15 protein-coding genes, 2 pseudogenes and 1 riboswitch are annotated in these 16,185 nt (G+C 38.9%); of the genes and pseudogenes, 15 read left to right on the top strand and 2 right to left on the bottom strand.

What is annotated here, in order from left to right; all coding sequences use genetic code 11:
* Positions 1–196 precede the first annotated feature (196 nt).
* The 3 genes from SRT_RS02935 to SRT_RS02945 are packed head-to-tail and all read left to right on the top strand — an operon-like array spanning position 197 to position 4,352.
* Positions 197–2,989 (top strand): cation-translocating P-type ATPase, encoded by a 2,793-nt coding sequence (locus tag SRT_RS02935; RefSeq protein ID WP_128832972.1) that lies wholly within the window; start codon positions 197–199, stop codon positions 2,987–2,989.
* Between the two features lie 36 nt (positions 2,990–3,025).
* Positions 3,026–3,679, top strand: a complete 654-nt coding sequence (locus SRT_RS02940; RefSeq protein WP_128832973.1) for a potassium channel family protein — start codon at positions 3,026–3,028, stop codon at positions 3,677–3,679.
* Positions 3,680–3,692: 13 nt separating this feature from the next.
* Positions 3,693–4,352, top strand: coding sequence for a potassium channel family protein (locus SRT_RS02945; protein ID WP_128832974.1), 660 nt, complete (start codon positions 3,693–3,695; stop codon positions 4,350–4,352).
* Positions 4,353–4,440: 88 nt separating this feature from the next.
* Here SRT_RS02945 and SRT_RS02950 read toward each other — a convergent pair whose 3' ends face one another.
* Positions 4,441–4,854, bottom strand: a complete 414-nt coding sequence (locus tag SRT_RS02950) for an EamA family transporter (protein ID WP_128832975.1) — start codon at positions 4,852–4,854, stop codon at positions 4,441–4,443.
* Positions 4,855–5,059: 205 nt separating this feature from the next.
* On the opposite strand from SRT_RS02950, the gene SRT_RS02955 reads away from it, so the two are divergent.
* The 11 genes and pseudogenes from SRT_RS02955 (at position 5,060) to SRT_RS03005 (ending at position 14,920) form a co-directional block, all read left to right on the top strand.
* A complete protein-coding gene (locus SRT_RS02955) occupies positions 5,060–5,533 on the top strand; it encodes a flavodoxin (protein ID WP_128832976.1) in 474 nt (157 codons plus the stop codon).
* 33 nt (positions 5,534–5,566) lie between these two features.
* Complete coding sequence (locus SRT_RS02960; protein ID WP_128832977.1) at positions 5,567–7,324, top strand: 1-deoxy-D-xylulose-5-phosphate synthase; 1,758 nt, start codon at positions 5,567–5,569, stop codon at positions 7,322–7,324.
* A gap of 233 nt (positions 7,325–7,557) precedes the next feature.
* Positions 7,558–8,114, top strand: a pseudogene (locus tag SRT_RS02965) (GNAT family N-acetyltransferase).
* Complete coding sequence (gene spxR, locus SRT_RS02970; protein ID WP_128832978.1) at positions 8,107–9,390, top strand: CBS-HotDog domain-containing transcription factor SpxR; 1,284 nt, start codon at positions 8,107–8,109, stop codon at positions 9,388–9,390. The pseudogene SRT_RS02965 and the gene spxR overlap by 8 nt, the downstream one beginning before the upstream one ends.
* A gap of 17 nt (positions 9,391–9,407) precedes the next feature.
* Positions 9,408–10,268, top strand: a complete 861-nt coding sequence (locus SRT_RS02975; protein ID WP_128832979.1) for a methionyl aminopeptidase — start codon at positions 9,408–9,410, stop codon at positions 10,266–10,268.
* Between the two features lie 11 nt (positions 10,269–10,279).
* A complete protein-coding gene (locus SRT_RS02980; RefSeq protein ID WP_128832980.1) occupies positions 10,280–11,209 on the top strand; it encodes a YihY/virulence factor BrkB family protein in 930 nt (309 codons plus the stop codon).
* Positions 11,210–11,355: 146 nt separating this feature from the next.
* The gene (locus tag SRT_RS02985) at positions 11,356–11,562 is read left to right on the top strand and encodes a hypothetical protein (RefSeq protein WP_128832981.1); all 207 of its coding nucleotides are present in this window, start codon (positions 11,356–11,358) and stop codon (positions 11,560–11,562) included.
* A 50-nt stretch (positions 11,563–11,612) separates the two neighbouring features.
* Positions 11,613–12,494 carry an ABC transporter ATP-binding protein gene (locus tag SRT_RS02990; protein WP_128832982.1) on the top strand — a complete coding sequence of 294 codons (882 nt, stop codon included), beginning with the start codon at positions 11,613–11,615 and terminating at the stop codon, positions 12,492–12,494.
* Positions 12,491–13,228, top strand: a complete 738-nt coding sequence (locus SRT_RS02995) for an ABC transporter permease (protein WP_128832983.1) — start codon at positions 12,491–12,493, stop codon at positions 13,226–13,228. The genes SRT_RS02990 and SRT_RS02995 overlap by 4 nt, the downstream gene beginning before the upstream one ends.
* Positions 13,221–14,327, top strand: coding sequence for a sensor histidine kinase (locus tag SRT_RS03000; protein WP_161940018.1), 1,107 nt, complete (start codon positions 13,221–13,223; stop codon positions 14,325–14,327). Before SRT_RS02995 ends, SRT_RS03000 begins: the two co-directional genes overlap by 8 nt.
* Positions 14,324–14,920, top strand: coding sequence for a response regulator transcription factor (locus SRT_RS03005; protein WP_128832984.1), 597 nt, complete (start codon positions 14,324–14,326; stop codon positions 14,918–14,920). Before SRT_RS03000 ends, SRT_RS03005 begins: the two co-directional genes overlap by 4 nt.
* A 142-nt stretch (positions 14,921–15,062) precedes the next feature.
* Here the strand turns inward: SRT_RS03005 and SRT_RS03010 are convergent.
* Positions 15,063–15,520, bottom strand: a pseudogene (locus SRT_RS03010) (GtrA family protein).
* A gap of 28 nt (positions 15,521–15,548) precedes the next feature.
* Positions 15,549–15,645: riboswitch (PreQ1 riboswitch) on the top strand.
* Here SRT_RS03010 and SRT_RS03015 point away from each other — a divergent pair.
* The gene (locus SRT_RS03015) at positions 15,643–16,155 is read left to right on the top strand and encodes a QueT transporter family protein (protein ID WP_128832985.1); all 513 of its coding nucleotides are present in this window, start codon (positions 15,643–15,645) and stop codon (positions 16,153–16,155) included. Its footprint overlaps the riboswitch before it by 3 nt.
* The last annotated feature ends 30 nt before the right edge of the window (positions 16,156–16,185 follow it).

Below are 16,185 nucleotides of genomic sequence, written 5' to 3' on the forward strand. Positions count from 1 at the left end.
AATCTGAAATAAGGATTCAATTGTTTTTTTATAGAGAGACTGTAGATTTATAAGAATTAGAATAAAACCATTGTTATCCATTTTATGAAAAGGATGAAAAATTTTTAGCTTTTTGTGTTACAACTTTTATAAAAAAGCTTATAATATAGGCAAGAAAGACTTGATCTTATATGCGAGGTCAAATGAGGTATATGTTATGAGTAGCACAGAACAAGAAACGATGCAGGGAATAGAAAAACTTGTATCTGATGATGTTTACGAAGCTGCACAAACCAGTTCAAATGGGCTTGATGTTTCTCAAGTTCAAAGGCGGCAAGAGTTATATGGTCTCAATCGGTTGAATGAAGTTAAAGGGGAGCCTGTTTGGCTAAAATTTATTAAAAATTTTACCAGTATGATGGCACTCTTGCTCTGGGCAGGCGGTGCAGTTGCCTTCTTTAGCGGGACAATTGAATTGGGGATTGCCATTTGGCTTGTTAATGTTATTAATGGTCTTTTTTCATTTTTCCAAGAGTATCGGGCCAGTCAGGCTACTGAAGCCTTGAAAAAAATGCTCCCTTCATATGCCAGAGTCATCCGTGATGGCAAGGAGAGTAAGATTTTAGCAGAAGAACTGGTTCCCGGAGATGTCATGCTGATTGAGGAAGGAGATGCCATTTCGGCAGATGGTCGTATTATCTTTTCTACTGATTTGCAGGTCAATCAGTCTGCTTTGACGGGTGAGTCCAATCCTGTTCGGAAAAATAATTATCCTGTTCTTGATTCAGACACGGAAAGTTTGGCATTTAAAAATATGGTTTTTGCCGGAACTAGTGTATCAAATGGCAGCGCCAAAGTTGTGGTAACGAAAATCGCAATGGCAACTGAATTTGGTAAAATTGCTGATTTGACCCAATCGATGGAAGATGAAAAAAGTCCATTGCAAAAGGAATTGGATCTATTAACCAAGCAAATTTCTTTGATTGCGGTAACTATTGGTATCTTTTTCTTGCTGGCTTCTGTTTTCTTTGTTAAACAACCCTTAGCTCAAGCCTTTATCTTTTCTCTGGGAATGATTGTTGCTTTTATCCCAGAAGGACTTTTGCCAACAGTTACTTTGTCCCTTGCTATGGCCGTTCAGAGAATGGCTAAGGAGCATGCTTTAGTTAAGAAATTATCTTCAGTAGAAACCTTGGGTGCGACCTCAGTCATTTGTTCTGATAAGACGGGAACCTTGACCCAAAATGAAATGACAGTCAATCACATTTGGACTCTGGAACATGAATATGAAGTGACAGGCCAAGGATATGCTTGTGATGGCCATTTGGAAAAAAATAATCAGAAAGTAAAGGTTACCGATGAAGATGGTTTAGAGTTTTTACTGAGGGCTGCGGCACTTTGTTCCAATGCGCGTGTCTTAGCACCTAATGATGATAATCCTCGCTATACGGTTCTAGGAGATCCAACAGAAGCCTGTTTAAATGTTGTAGCTGAAAAGGCAGGGATTGATTTGACAGAAAATGAAGCTTGGGCGCAAAGAGTGAGAGAATTGCCGTTTGATTCTAGCCGCAAACGAATGACGACTGTGCATCGACTTAAACGTCCTATAAATGAGACATCCTTCATTTCTATTACCAAGGGGGCTCCAAAAGAGACCACTGAGCTTTGTAACAAGGTTTATGAGAATGGTCAATTGAGAGATTTGACTCAGGCAGATCGAGAGGCTATTTTGGCTGCTAATGATGACTATGCGCGTCAAGGCTTGCGCGTTTTAGCAGTTGCCTATCGTAATCTAGAAGAAGTAGCTGACCTTCCTAAAGCTTTGTCTGACTATAGTCCAGAAGTCATTGAAGAGGATATGGTTTTCCAAGGTTTGGTGGTTATGGCAGATCCTCCGCGTGAAGAAGTGGCAGCAGCTGTTGATTTATGCCGCAAGGCAAGCATTCGTATTGTAATGGTTACAGGAGATTATGGTTTAACAGCTGTCAGCATTGCTAAGCGGATTGGTATTGTCCAAGGAGAAAATCCTCGTGTGGTTACTGGTCTAGAATTGAAGGCTATGTCAGATGACGACTTGAAACAGGCTTTATCAGATGAAGTGGTCTTTGCCCGTGTAGCGCCCGAACAAAAATATCGTGTTGTTACTAATCTGCAAGCCTTAGGACACGTTGTTGCAGTAACAGGTGACGGTGTTAATGATGCCCCAGCCTTGAAAAAAGCTGATATTGGAGTGGCAATGGGGATTACGGGCACAGATGTTGCCAAAGAATCTGCGGATATGATTTTGACAGATGATAATTTTGCTTCTATTGTACGTGCTGTTGAAGAGGGACGTGCTGTCTATACCAACATTCGGAAATTCCTGACTTATATCTTTAATAGTAATACCTCGGAGGCCGTTCCTTCTGCAGCCTTTCTTTTTTCAAAAGGAGGGATTCCCTTACCTTTAACCGTTATGCAGATTTTAGCAATTGACCTAGGAACGGACATGATTCCTGCACTTGGTTTAGGCGTCGAAGAAGCTGAAGATGGGCTCATGGAACGTCCCCCTCGACGTCCAACAGATCGTCTGCTCAACAAAGGATTGTTGATAAAGGCCTTTATTTGGTATGGCTTTTTGGAAGCAGCTCTTGCTATGGGAGCTTTCTTCTTTGCTTATGCTATTGGCGGCGGCTTAAGCGGGCATTTGGCGTCATCAGGTCAACTTTATCAGCAGGCAACAACAATGACCCTTGGTGCTATTATCTTTTGCCAATTGGGAATGGTGATGAACACGCGTACTGAGAGGGCTTCCATCTTTAAAGTGAAACTCTTTTCAAATAAAGTCATTAATTTTGGTATGTTGTTTGAAATTTTCTTATTCTGTCTCTTAGCTTACCTACCATTTTTACATGGTCTCTTTAACACGGCAGCCATTGGTATTTGGCATTGGCTCTATTTGATTCTCTGTCCTATTCCAGTCCTGCTTATTGAAGAAGCTCGTAAAGCTTATATGAGAAGAAAGCACTAATTCATTTGTCTCATTGTTATCAAAAGGAGGATAGCTATGAAAATTATTATTGTTGGATGTGGTCGATTAGGTTCTGGTTTAGCCAATCAGCTGAGCCAAGAAGGAAATGATGTCACAGTTGTAACGGCTAATAAGGAACGCTTAGCAGCACTAGATGACCGTTTTACGGGTCAGTCTTTGGTAGGGGTTGAGTTCGATAGAGAGCTTCTGTTAAAAACAGGCGTTGAACAGGCAGATAGTTTGATAGCTTGTACTGGAAGTGATGATACCAATGCTCTGGTAGCTCGCATTGCTAAAAAAATCTATAAAGTCCCTAGAGTTATTGCTAGATTGTATGATTCTAGTAAGGTTGATTTATATAATGCATTGGGAATTCAAGTCATTGCAACAACACAATGGGGAATTGAACGAACCAAGGATCTATTGACTTTTAAGCATTTTGATTCCGTTTTGAGTCTAGGCAATGGGCATCCTACTGTAGAGATTGTGCGTTTTAATGTTCCGCCTTTGTTGGACAAGAAAAAAATAGAAGAGGTGCTTCCTATTCATGAAGTGCGGCTTGTAGCTTTGAGCCGAAACAATGAAACGTTTATTCCCAATAAAGAAACAGTGCTTCATTCTCAGGATGTCATCTATTTAGCAGCATTTTCAGATGCTGTTAATCAGCTGAAAGAACGCTTTGTTTTTTGAGGAGGAAGAAGCTATGAAAATTATTATTATTGGTTGTGGTAAAGTTGGCACTCATGTAGCAAGGCAACTACTGGATTCGCATCATCAAGTAACCATTATTGAGCGAGACCAAAAACGTTTTGAACAAGTCCTTCAAATATTTTCTCAAGCTGAGGTCTTGCATGGAGATGGGACAAGCCCTATTTTACTTGAAAAGTGTTCTGTTGAAACGGCGAATGCCGTTGCTTATTTGACGGGAAAAGATGAAATCAATCTTGTAGGGTCAACCGTTGCTAAATTTAACTATGCAGTAGATCGAGTTGTTGCCCGTGTCAATAATCCTAAAAATGAATGGCTTTTTAATGCAGATATGGGGGTGGACAGTCGTGTTAGTCAGGCCAGCTTACTAGCTAGTGTGATTATCAATGAAGTTAATATTGAAAGTACAGCAACACTGCTTAAGTTAAATGACGATGAGAATGCGATTGTTGAATTCGTTCTATCAAAAGGCGCTTCTGTTCATGGTAAAACGATTAAAGAAATTAATTTTCCAAATGATGCCGTTTTAATATCTATTCATCGTCAAGGACAAAATATTATCCCTAAAGGAGAGACTGTATTATTAGAAGGGGATTACATTCTAGCTTATACGAACAGTCAAAATCAGGAAAAGCTAGCGCAGCTGTTCCGTTAATTTTGCTCTTTATAAATGTTATTATAAAGAAACAAAGACGAAAAATTCCATTCAAGTTGATATTGAATGGAATTTTCAATAGTATAACTTAACGAATCATCATCAAAGTTCCGCCGCCAATCAGTATACAGCCAATCAAAGCTTTTATGCTAAAGTCTTCATGCAGAAAAAGAAAAGCAAGAATAAGTGTCATGACAACGCTGAGTTTGTCAATAGGAACAACCTCTGATGCTTTACCAAGTTGTAGAGCACGATAATAGCACAGCCATGAGGCGCCTGTTGCTAAACCAGAAAGAATTAGAAAAGTCCAGCTTTTCTTGCTAATGTTAGCTAAACCCGTCTGACCTTTTGTTAAAAAGACCATGCCCCAAGCCAAGAAGACAACTACAAGAGTCCGAATGGCGGTTGCCAAGTTTGAATTAACGCCCTCAATCCCAATTTTAGCAAGAATTGAGGTTAATGCTGCAAACAAGGCGGAAAGAAATGCAAATAATGCCCACATAAGCAAGCCTCCTTACTGAATCTATAAAAGGAACCTTCCTATATCATCTAGGAAAGTCAACGATTAAAAGTTTACGATAAGTCTATTATAAATCTTTCTATAGCAAATAAAAAGATAGGCTAAGGAAGATTTAATCTCTGTTCTTACTTGACTTAGAGTGAACTTTAAGGTTTATACTAAAAGTATATAAAAAGGAGGGGAGCTTATGGCAAATACACTGGTTCTTTATTTTTCACAAACGGGAACAACTAAAAGAATAGCTGAGAAAATAGCTAAAAAACTGCAGGCAGATTTGTATCGTATTGAAGAAGCTGATTCCTACAGTACAAAAGATTTAGACTGGACTCTGCCCGATAGCCGGGCTAATTTGGAACAAAATGATGCAGCCAGCCGTCCTGCATACAAAGGCCAGCTGCCAGATGTGAAAGCTTATGATAAGATAATCATTGGCAGTCCCACTTGGTGGGGAATTCCGCCGCGGATTATCTATACGGTTATTGACCATTTGGATTTGGCAGATAAGACGGTAGCAACTTTTGCGACATCAGGCGGTTCAGCCTACTCACAAACACAAACTGAAATGAATCGCCTTATTGGCAGCTCGAACTTGCTCAAAGGCCGTATGCTTTCCAGATCGGCCAGCGTTGATCAATGGCTCAAAGATACGAAATTACTGTAAAAATGAAAACAATAAATGGAAAAAGGAGTAAATATGGTATTAGAGACTATTCATTCCCCTAAAGACTTAAAATCATTAACTAAAGAGGGCTTACAGCAGGTTGTTGATGAGGCTCGCCAAGCCTTGCTGGAAAAGACTAGTCGTCATGGTGGTCACAATGGCCCTAATTTTGGCATTGTTGAAATGACGGTAGCACTCCATTATGTTTTCAATTCACCAATTGATAAGTTTATTTTTGATGTGTCGCATCAGTCCTATGTCCATAAAATGCTGACAGGCCGTGTGCAGGCCTTTCTTGATCCAGCTCATTATGATGATGTGTCTGGCTATACGAATCCTAAGGAAAGTGAGCATGATTTATTTACTGTAGGCCATACGTCTACCTCCTTAGCCTTAGCTTCAGGGGTTGCCAAAGCGCGTGATTTGAAGAAAGAAAGCTACAATGTCATTGCCATCATTGGCGATGGTTCCTTATCAGGCGGTCAGGCATATGAAGGTCTCAATCAGATTGCTACGACAGGCAGCAATACACTTATTATCGTTAATGACAATGACCAATCTATCGCTGCCAATCCAAGAGGAGGTATTTACACAGCTCTGCGCAATCTACGTGAAAGTAAAGGTCAGGCAGCAGATAATCTCTTTAAAGCTCTTGGTTATGACTATCATTATCTTGATGAAGGCAATGACTTAAATCGTTTGATCCAGCTTTTCCAAGAGGTTAAAGATGCTGATCATCCCGTTTTGCTTCATATTCATACTGTCAAAGGAAAGGGCTACAAGCCTGCTGAAGAAAATCGTGAAGCTTTCCATGCTGGCGGTCCCTTTAATCTTGAAACAGGGGAGTATCTTTCAGATGGCAATGGCGGAGCGTCATACAATAGTGTGACAGCAGATCTTATTATGGATAAGATGAAGCAAGATCCAACTGTTGTTGCTATTAATGCTGGGACACCTATGCTTTTATTTAATCAAGAAGAGCGTAAGAAAGTTGGTGATCAGTTTGTTGATGTCGGAATTGCTGAGCAGGAAGCCGCAACCATGACAACTGGTCTGGCTAAAAATGGCGCCAAACCTATTTGGGCAGTTTTCTCAACCTTTATGCAACGCACTTATGATCAGCTCTCCCATGATATGGCTTTGAATAATCAAGCAGGAACCATCCTTGTTTACGGGGCTTCCGTTAGCAGCATGAATGATGAGAGCCACCTTGGCTTCTTTGATATCCCATTTTTAGCTCATATTCCAAACTTTGTTTATTTAGCTCCAACCAATAAGGAAGAACATTTGGCTATGTTAGATTGGGCTATTGAGCAAGAAGAACATCCTGTTGCTATCCGTATCCCAGTTGGTCCTCTCAAAGAAACGGGTATTGCTGATAAGACGGATTATTCCATTCTCAATAAAAATCAAGTGATTCAAAAGGGAAGTCAAGTTGCTCTCTTTGGTTTAGGCAATTTTTATGGTCTTGCTGAAGATGTTGCTAAAGAATTAGCAGCTAAGCATAATATTAAAGCAACTATTGTCAATCCAAAATTTATCACAGGTTTGGATAAGGAATTACTGGACAGTTTGGCAGCAGATCACCAACTCGTTGTGACCTTGGAAGATGGTGTTCTTGAAGGTGGCTATGGTCAAATGATTGCCGGTTATTTGGGTGACAGTCCGCTCAAAGTACAAAATTATGGTATTGAAAAAGCCTATCATGATCGTTATGATCGCAAGCAAATTCTTGTTGACAATGGAATCAGTGTCAATAACCTTGTTAAAAATATTCTTAAAGATTTATGATAAGTTTCTTGATAGTCTACTAATTAAATGAAGCTTAGTATCGTTTAACTGAGTAAGGAGCTTAGCAGCAGAATTTATAGTAAGTTTCTAAGCAAAAGGTTGAGTTATCAATTAAGTGAAAGAGAATAAGAAGAGGAGTTTTGTAAAAAATGTTAGCCTTCTTATTCTCTTTTTCATGCTCTATTTTTCTCATTTCCTTTGACTATTAGCCTAAAAAACTGTATTATAACAATATGGATATATGGACACAGTTAGGACGCTTTTCGGAATTTGAAACGCAACGTCTTTTGATGCGCCCTTTTGCTTTTAAGGATCATAAAGATTTTTATGAAATAGCAGGTGATGCGCAGAATTTAGCATTTATTTTTCCTTGTCAGGCAAATTTGGCAGAAAGTGACTTTTTGTTGGTTCATTATTTTATGAAAAATCCCTTGGGGGTCTCTGGGCTCTTGAGCATAAGCAAAATCACAAAATGATTGGTGCTATTAGATTTGACAAACTAGATATAACAGCTAAGAGGGCTGAAATAGGTTACTTTTTGCATCGTCATTATTGGAAACAGGGATTGGCAACCGAAGCACTTGAAAATCTTGCCTTCCTAGCATTTCAAGAACTCGGTCTGAAAGACTTAGAAATTATTGTCCATAAAGAAAACAGAGCTAGTGCCAGAGTGGCAGAAAAGGTGGGATTTAGATTGATTAGGCAATTTAAGGGAAGCGATAAATATACCCATAAAATGCGTGACTATTTGAAATATGATTTAAAAGTAGGTGATAAAAGCTATGAGTAAACATCAAGATATTCTGGAATATTTAGAAAATCTAACAGTTGGGAAACGCGTCAGTGTTAGAAGTATTTCTAATCATTTAAAGGTTAGTGATGGAACGGCCTATCGTGCGATTAAAGAAGCTGAGAATCGCGGTATTGTTGAAACAAGACCACGCAGTGGTACTATTCGTGTAGAGAAAAAGGTAAGAGTACGTCTCAGTAAATTAACTTATAAGGAAATTGCTAATATCAGTGAGTCTGAAGTCGTTTCGGGTGAAGCAGGTCTGGGTCATGAATTCAGCAAGTTTTCTATTGGCGCCATGACCATTGATAATGTTCATCGTTATCTGACAAATGATGGTCTTTTAATTGTTGGCGATCGTGAAGATATTCAACTTCTGGCCTTGGAAAATAAAAATGCTATTTTGGTGACGGGAGGTTTCTCAGTTTCTGAAAAAGTCCTTGATACTTCTAATCTATTGGGTATTCCAGTGATGGTCACCAACTATGACACTTTTACAGTTGCAACCATCATCAATCAAGCCCTGTCCAATGTTCGTATTAAGACAGATATTAAGACCGTAGATGAAGTTTATCAGGAAAAAGTTTATCACGGTTTCTTGCATGATACGGATACTGTTAGGGATTATAACAGTTTAATCAAAAAGACCAACCATGTCCGCTATCCTATTATCAATAGCCATGACATGGTTGTGGGCGTTGTCAGTATGCGTGATGTGGCAGGTAAGGATCCTAATATGGTTCTCAATCAATTAATGACGAGAAATCCTGTAGTTGCTAAGCCCAATCTTAGTTTAGCTAACATTAGTCAGAAAATGATTTTTGAAGGTTTTGACATGTTGCCAGTTGTCAAGGAAGATTATAGCCTTTTGGGGGTTATTACGCGCCGGCAGGTGATGGAAAATCTGCAAAACTTCCAAAGAACCAGTTCTCATACCTATAGTGAACAAATCACAGCCAATTTACAGGAAGAAAGAACCGGTTTTCAATTTGTTGTTGAGCCTGCTATGATTGACTCCGCAGGGAATTTAGCTCACGGCGTTTTAACAGAATTTTTAAAAGACATTACCATGCGTGTTTTGACACAGAAACACAAAAAGAATATCATTATTGAGCAAATGATGTTATACTTTTTACAAGCTGTTCAAATTGATGACCTTTTGAAAATCCAGCCTAAAATTATTACAGAAAATCGGCGGAGCGCCACTCTTGACTTTGAAATTTACCATGGCAGTCAAGTGATTACAAAGGCCGTTGTGACAGCGAAATTGAATTAAAAGTTAAGGAGTTAAAAATGATTACGTTAAAATCAAAACGTGAAATTGAAGCGATGGATGAAGCAGGTGATTTTCTGGCTAGCATTCATATCGGTTTACGTGATTTGATTAAACCCGGACTTGATATGTGGGAAATTGAAGAATATGTCCGCAGACGCTGTAAGGAAGAAAACTATCTTCCCTTACAAATTGGTGTTGATGGGCAGCTTATGGATTACCCCTACGCAACTTGCTGCGGACTCAATGATGAAGTTGCACATGCCTTTCCACGTCATTATATTTTAAAAGATGGCGATCTTCTTAAGGTTGATATGGTACTTGGCGGTCCCATTGCTAAAGAAGACCTAGATGTCTCAAAATTGAATTTTGACAATGTGGTTCAAGTCAAAAAATATACAGATAGTTTTCGTGGTGGTGTGGCTGATTCCTGCTGGGCCTATGCCGTTGGCGATGTTTCTCAAGAAGTAAAGAATCTAATGGCAGTGACCAAAGAGTGTCTCTATCGCGGAATTGAAAAGGCAGTAGTTGGCAATCGTATTGGTGACATTGGAGCGGCTATTCAAGAATATGCTGAGGCCAACGGTTATGGTGTCGTCCGTGATTTAGTTGGTCATGGTGTTGGCCCAACTATGCATGAAGAACCCAATGTACCGCATTATGGCAGAGCAGGGCGCGGTCTGCGTTTGAAAGAGGGGATGGTTTTAACTATTGAACCCATGATTAATACAGGCACTTGGGAAATTGATACTGATAGGAAGACAGGCTGGGCTCATAAAACACTTGATGGCGGATTATCCTGTCAGTATGAGCATCAATTTGTCATTACAAAAGACGGTCCCCGTATTCTAACGAGTCAGGGTCAAGAAGGGACTTATTAATAGGAGCGACAGTGAAAAAGATTATCGAAAAATTACAGGCAAGCCAGTTTGTCCAGAATTTCTTAGAATATTATAAAAGTTCTGAAATGGACCTGTCCAGTATAGCGGTGGCTTACTATTTGATTTTGACCATCTTTCCTTTCTTGATTTTACTGGCTAATTTGTTTCCTTATCTTCATATTGACACTTCGGAACTTTTGTCTTTCATGAAAAATAATCTGCCAGAACAACTTTATGAAAGCACTTCTGGTATTGTAAGAGGGATTTTTAATAAGCCTTCTACCAGTCTCTTGTGGTTAGCCATTGTAACAGGGTTATGGACCATGTCAAAAAGTTTGACCTTTCTACAGAAATCCATGAATAAATCTTATGGTATCCAGAATCATCGTGATTTGATTTTAGGGCATATTGTGGGTATTTTTTCCAGTTTGCTGGTTATTTTCTTTTTGGCTCTTGCTATTATGTTGTCCACCTTCGGTAAAACCGTATTAACCTTTCTTTATCATAATTCTTTTCTTAATCAAGATTTATATGATATTCTCATGAATTTGACTCAGCCCGTGACAGCAGCTATCTTTTTTGTTGCCTTGGGGGTTTTGTATTATATTTTGCCCAATGTTAAAATAAAAAAAATTCGCTATATTTTACCCGGGACCATTTTTACCAGTTTTCTCTTCTTTACCATGACAAGTTTATTTGGTACCTATATCAACTATGCTACAGCTAGCATGGAAAATTTACGTGTTTTTGGTTCGGTTACCCTATTTGCTCTGATGTTGTGGTTTATTGTTTTTGCTAGAATTCTGATTTTAGGGGCCGTTTTAAATGCCAGTTATCAAAAAAAATATGTCAAGGCATTCAAACCTCGAAGAGGGAATATTATTACGATTATTCAATCCAGACATCACACGCTTAAAAAAGATGAAAGAAAAGACGAGTAAAATCTATTTTAAACCGAAGATAACCTTCTTGTTGAGGTTTGTCTTTTTCTTTTGTCTAAAACATGACAAAAGTCATATGATGTCATGACATTCTGGGCTGAAAAGTGCAACCTTTTTCCAGTAGAATAAAGACATAAAGAAAAGGAGTGACATCTCATAAAAATAAAATTTCATTTTTTATCTACGCTGCTATCGGAGCTATTTTTGCTGGACTGAGCTTATTTACAACTATTTTTGAAACCTTACACTTTGAGGTTATCTTTTCACACTTGGGACTGATGATTGGCTTGCTGATTTCAGCTTCTGTTTTAATTGGGATAGCGAAATCGTTTATTAAAGAACTGACGAACTAGGGGGATATCATGAGATCATTGAAATTACTGCTCATATGGAGGAGAAGAGTATGACTAACACTGTTATAAGCGTTTCAAATTTATCCAAACAATTTAAGGCGAAAAAAGTTTTGGAGGGTATTTCTTTTGAGGTTAATGAGGGCGATTGTATAGCGCTGATTGGACCAAATGGTGCAGGGAAGACAACCCTTATGTCCTGTATGTTAGGAGACAAAAGGACTAGTTCAGGTCAAGTGTTTTTTAAAGGACAAAAAAATAAGCCCAAATCTCAGGTAGCAGTTCTTCTGCAGGAAAATACAATCCCTTCTGCCTTAAAAGTCAAGGAATTGATTGCATTCTTTAGGGAAATTGCAGATGATTCATTGACTGGAGAAGAAATTAGGCAATTATTGCAGTTTTCAGATCAGCAGTATGAGCAACTGGCTGGGAAATTATCTGGCGGTCAGCGTCGTCTCTTGGCTTTTATCCTTTGTCTGATTGGAAAACCTGAGGTTCTCTTTTTAGACGAGCCAACGGCAGGTATGGACACTTCCACACGGCAACGTTTCTGGGAGATTATTCATGATTTGAAAGAAAATGGAACGACCATTCTCTATTCGTCTCATTATATTGAAGAAGTGGAGCATACAGCGGATCGCATTTTGGTCTTGCACCAAGGACAACTAATTCGAGATACAACCCCATTTGCCATGCGCAGTGAGGATAGAGAAAAGCAAGTAACCTTATCTATTGCTTATGCTCAATTGGTTCATAGTCTTGATAAGGTCTACGACATAGAAGAAAAACGAGATACTGTAACCTTTATGACCAAGGACTTGGAGCAAATATGGTCTATATTGCAGAAACAAGGTTGCAGTATTTCAGAGATTGAGATTCAAAATAAGACTCTATTAAATACGCTGTTTGATTCGACAAAAGGAGAAGAAGCATGAAAGCATTATTAAAAGTTGAGTGGATTAAGACCTGGAGGACTTGGCCCGTGTTCATCATGGCAGTTGGGATGCCGGTTGGCTTCTTTCTTATTTATTCCGGAATGAAGATGTATGACACAACGCAAGGGCAGACAGATTTTATCAGATCATTTATGATTACCATGACCGCCTTTTCTATGTCAAGTTTTGGGCTCTTTTCTTTCCCTTATATGCTTAAGGAAGACCAAACTAATCATTGGTTAAGCTATCTCGTACATTCTAGGATCTCCATTTATAAATATTATCTGTCAAAGATTTTTCGAGTTTTGCTTAATTTCCTTGTTTCTATTATTGTGACTTTTATGATTGGTGCTTTTGTTAGACATGTGGAAATGACACCGATTCGCTGGATAGGAACAAGTTTACTGTTATTGATGGCTAGCTTAGTCTTTCTAGCTTTCGGGCTTTTGATTGAACGGATTAAATCTGAACAAATGATGTCTATTGTAGGGAATATTGCTTTTTTGGGCTTAGCCATTCTAGGAGGCTCTTGGATGCCTATTACTATGTTTCCAGACTGGGTACAGTCTATCTCTAAAGTTTCTCCCATTTATCACGTTAACCAATTAGCGGTTAATTTTGCCCAAAAAGGTCAGCTGACATGGAATTCCTTGTTTATTACACTGGCTTATGCCATAATAGTAGCAGGGATTGCCCTATTCATTAAACAAAAACAAGAGGTTGAAAGTGTTTAGACAACGTCAAAAGAATGACTTGCCTTATTATATAGGGCTGGTCTTTCTCGTTTTTCCGATTTTGGGTACTGTGGCAAACTACTATCCTATGTGGACTTTAATTTTAACCGCTGGGTTTACAGCTGCTTATCTGCTTTTAGTGCGGCTGAAGGCCAGCTATCATAGGATAATTGCGGTCTTATGGTTCTATACACTGGCTTACATTGCTTTTATGACTCTAGCTTATGAAGGGGCTATGATGTGGTTTCTTTTTTACCATGTCAATTTATTGGTTTGGCGGTTTGGAGACAGCTATTGGTCTTACCGTTTTTTATCCTTTTCTCTGGTCACTTTCTTTCTGGGGATTAATGGCATTATTTATGGGATTGTTCATAAGGACGGTAGCGCTGCCCTTATGATGTCCATCGCACTTCCAATTTTTGTATTTGGCATGTACTATTTCCAAAATCATCTACGTTTGCAAGAAAAAATAGAAGCAGAGATTGTTGAGCAAAATCGCACCATCAATATCCTATCTGCTGAAAATGAGCGCAATCGGATTGGGCGCGATTTACATGACACGCTGGGGCATACCTTTGCTATGATGAGTCTCAAAACGGAGCTGGCGCTTAAGCAGATGAAAAAGGGTCAGTACGAGGCCGTGCAAAAACAACTAGAAGAGCTCAATCAAATCAGTCATGATTCCATGCATGAGGTGCGCGAACTTGTCAATCATCTCAAATATCGAACAGTGGCGGAGGAGCTGACTGAAATGGAGCGTCTCTTTGGTTTATCTGATATCAGCCTGTCTGTTGACAATCGGTTGGACTTGGACAGCTTATCCCCTGTTACCCAGTCTACTATGACCATGGTTTTGCGGGAGCTAGCCAATAATGTTATCAAGCACAGTCAGGCCGATGGCTGTCAGATTACCATCAAACGTGGGGAGGGGATTGAAGTAATTGTTGAAGATAATGGTGTTGGATTTGCTGAGCTGACAGGTCAGGAATTGCACTCTATTCGTGAACGGCTTAGTCTGGTCAATGGAGATGTTGAAGTTACCTCTCCCAATAATCCGACAGTCGTCACTATTTACCTAAATGAAGGAGGACGTCAATGAAATTACTAGTTGCTGAAGATCAATCCATGCTGCGAGATGCACTCTACCAATTACTGCTTATGGAAGATGATGTTGAAGAGATTTATCAGGCAGCTGATGGTCAAGAGGCAATTGAGCTGCTTGGTAAGCAAACAGTTGATGTTGCTATTTTGGATATTGAAATGCCAATCAAAACAGGTTTGGATGTGTTAGAGTGGATTCGTCAGCACCAAGATATTAAGGTCATTATTGTGACAACGTTCAAACGTTCTGGTTATTTCAAACGCGCTTTAGCAGCCCATGTTGATGCTTATGTACTTAAGGATCGCTCTGCCAGTGAATTGATGACAACCATTTATACTGTTCTTTCAGGTCAGCGGGAGTACTCACCAGAGTTAGTTGAAGAGGTAACCTTTGATAGCAATCCGCTTAGTGAACGGGAACAAGAAGTTTTACAATTGGTTGCTAAAGGGGCCTCCAATCAAACAATAGCAGAGCAGCTCTTTTTGTCCAATGGAACTATCCGCAACTATATGACGGCTATTTTTAACAAGCTCAACGCCAGCAATCGAACAGATGCAGTCCGTATTGCGCGTGAGAATGGCTGGTTCTAACTGCAGAGAAAAGAAAAGATTCAGTACCTGCTTTACAGAACTGAATCTTTTAATAAAAGGACTTAGTCCTGTACAGTACAGAACGAAATCCTTTACTTAAATTTTTTGTCTAACTTTTGGGGTGCAGTTCAGGGAGCCCTGATCAGCTCTCCTTTTTATTTTTAAAAATGAAGAATTTACTGATAATATAATTGGTTGCCATAATTAAAAACTGTGAAATAATAGTTTCAATAAAATTGATCATATCATGATTGTTTCCGACAAAACGTCCGATGATATCCGGAAATTGGTCAACAAGTAAAAAAGCCAGCAGCAAATCAAGTGCTAAGGTTGACAGACGGGCAATGAAAAATTGAACAAAACGTTTCAGCCAGCCTTGACGTTTTTGATTAAAACAAAATGATCATTGGTAAAAAAGGCAAAAATAATAGCAATAATATTAGCAATGACTGCTGAAAAAGTGGCTTCTTTAGTAAAGAAGAAAAGTGGTGTCCGTGTTAGAAAATAGACAAAGGTAGTCAGAACGCCGAAAAAGATATATTTGGAAGCTTCATGGGTCACAATCTTTTTAAGGGTTTCATAGTGCATTAATTTTTTCATAAGATTACTATATCAAAAAAAGTGAAAATATGCTATACTGGATAAGTTGTCTAACAACCCTTGGTGCTTATTTCCCTTTCACCAAGCATATTACAAACGGTAGAACCGTTAAAGGAGAAATAATGAAACAATTAACTGTTCGTGATTTAGCCCATATCGCCATTGTGGCGGCTTTATATGTTGCCTTGACTGCGACTCCGCCGTTAAATGCCATCTCTTATGGTGGTATACAATTTCGGCTTTCAGAAATGCTTAACTTTTTAGCTTTCTATAATCCTAAATACATCATCGCTGTTACTCTAGGTTGTATGATTGCCAATACCTTTGGGACTATTGGTCTTCTTGATGTCTTTGTCGGTGGCGGCTCTACCTTAGTTTTTGTAACATTAGGCTTGATTCTTTTTTCTAAGTATAAAAAGGAATACATTTTTAATGGCTTCTTTAACAAGGCTTTCTTTTACTTTTCTGTGTTTTACGCTATATTTATGGTGACGATAGCAGCGGAAACTTCTCTTGTTCTCCAAACGCCATTTTTACTGACTTGGTTAACTGTAGCAGTAGGAGAATTGATTTCCTCTCTTTTTGGGGCTCTTGTGATTGATAAATTGGCCCAATATATAGATTTTACAACATAGTCTTCTTCGGAAGATTATTTTTTATAAGAA

This window comes from Streptococcus troglodytae (genome assembly GCF_002355215.1).
Classification (GTDB): Bacteria; Bacillota; Bacilli; order Lactobacillales; family Streptococcaceae; genus Streptococcus; species Streptococcus troglodytae.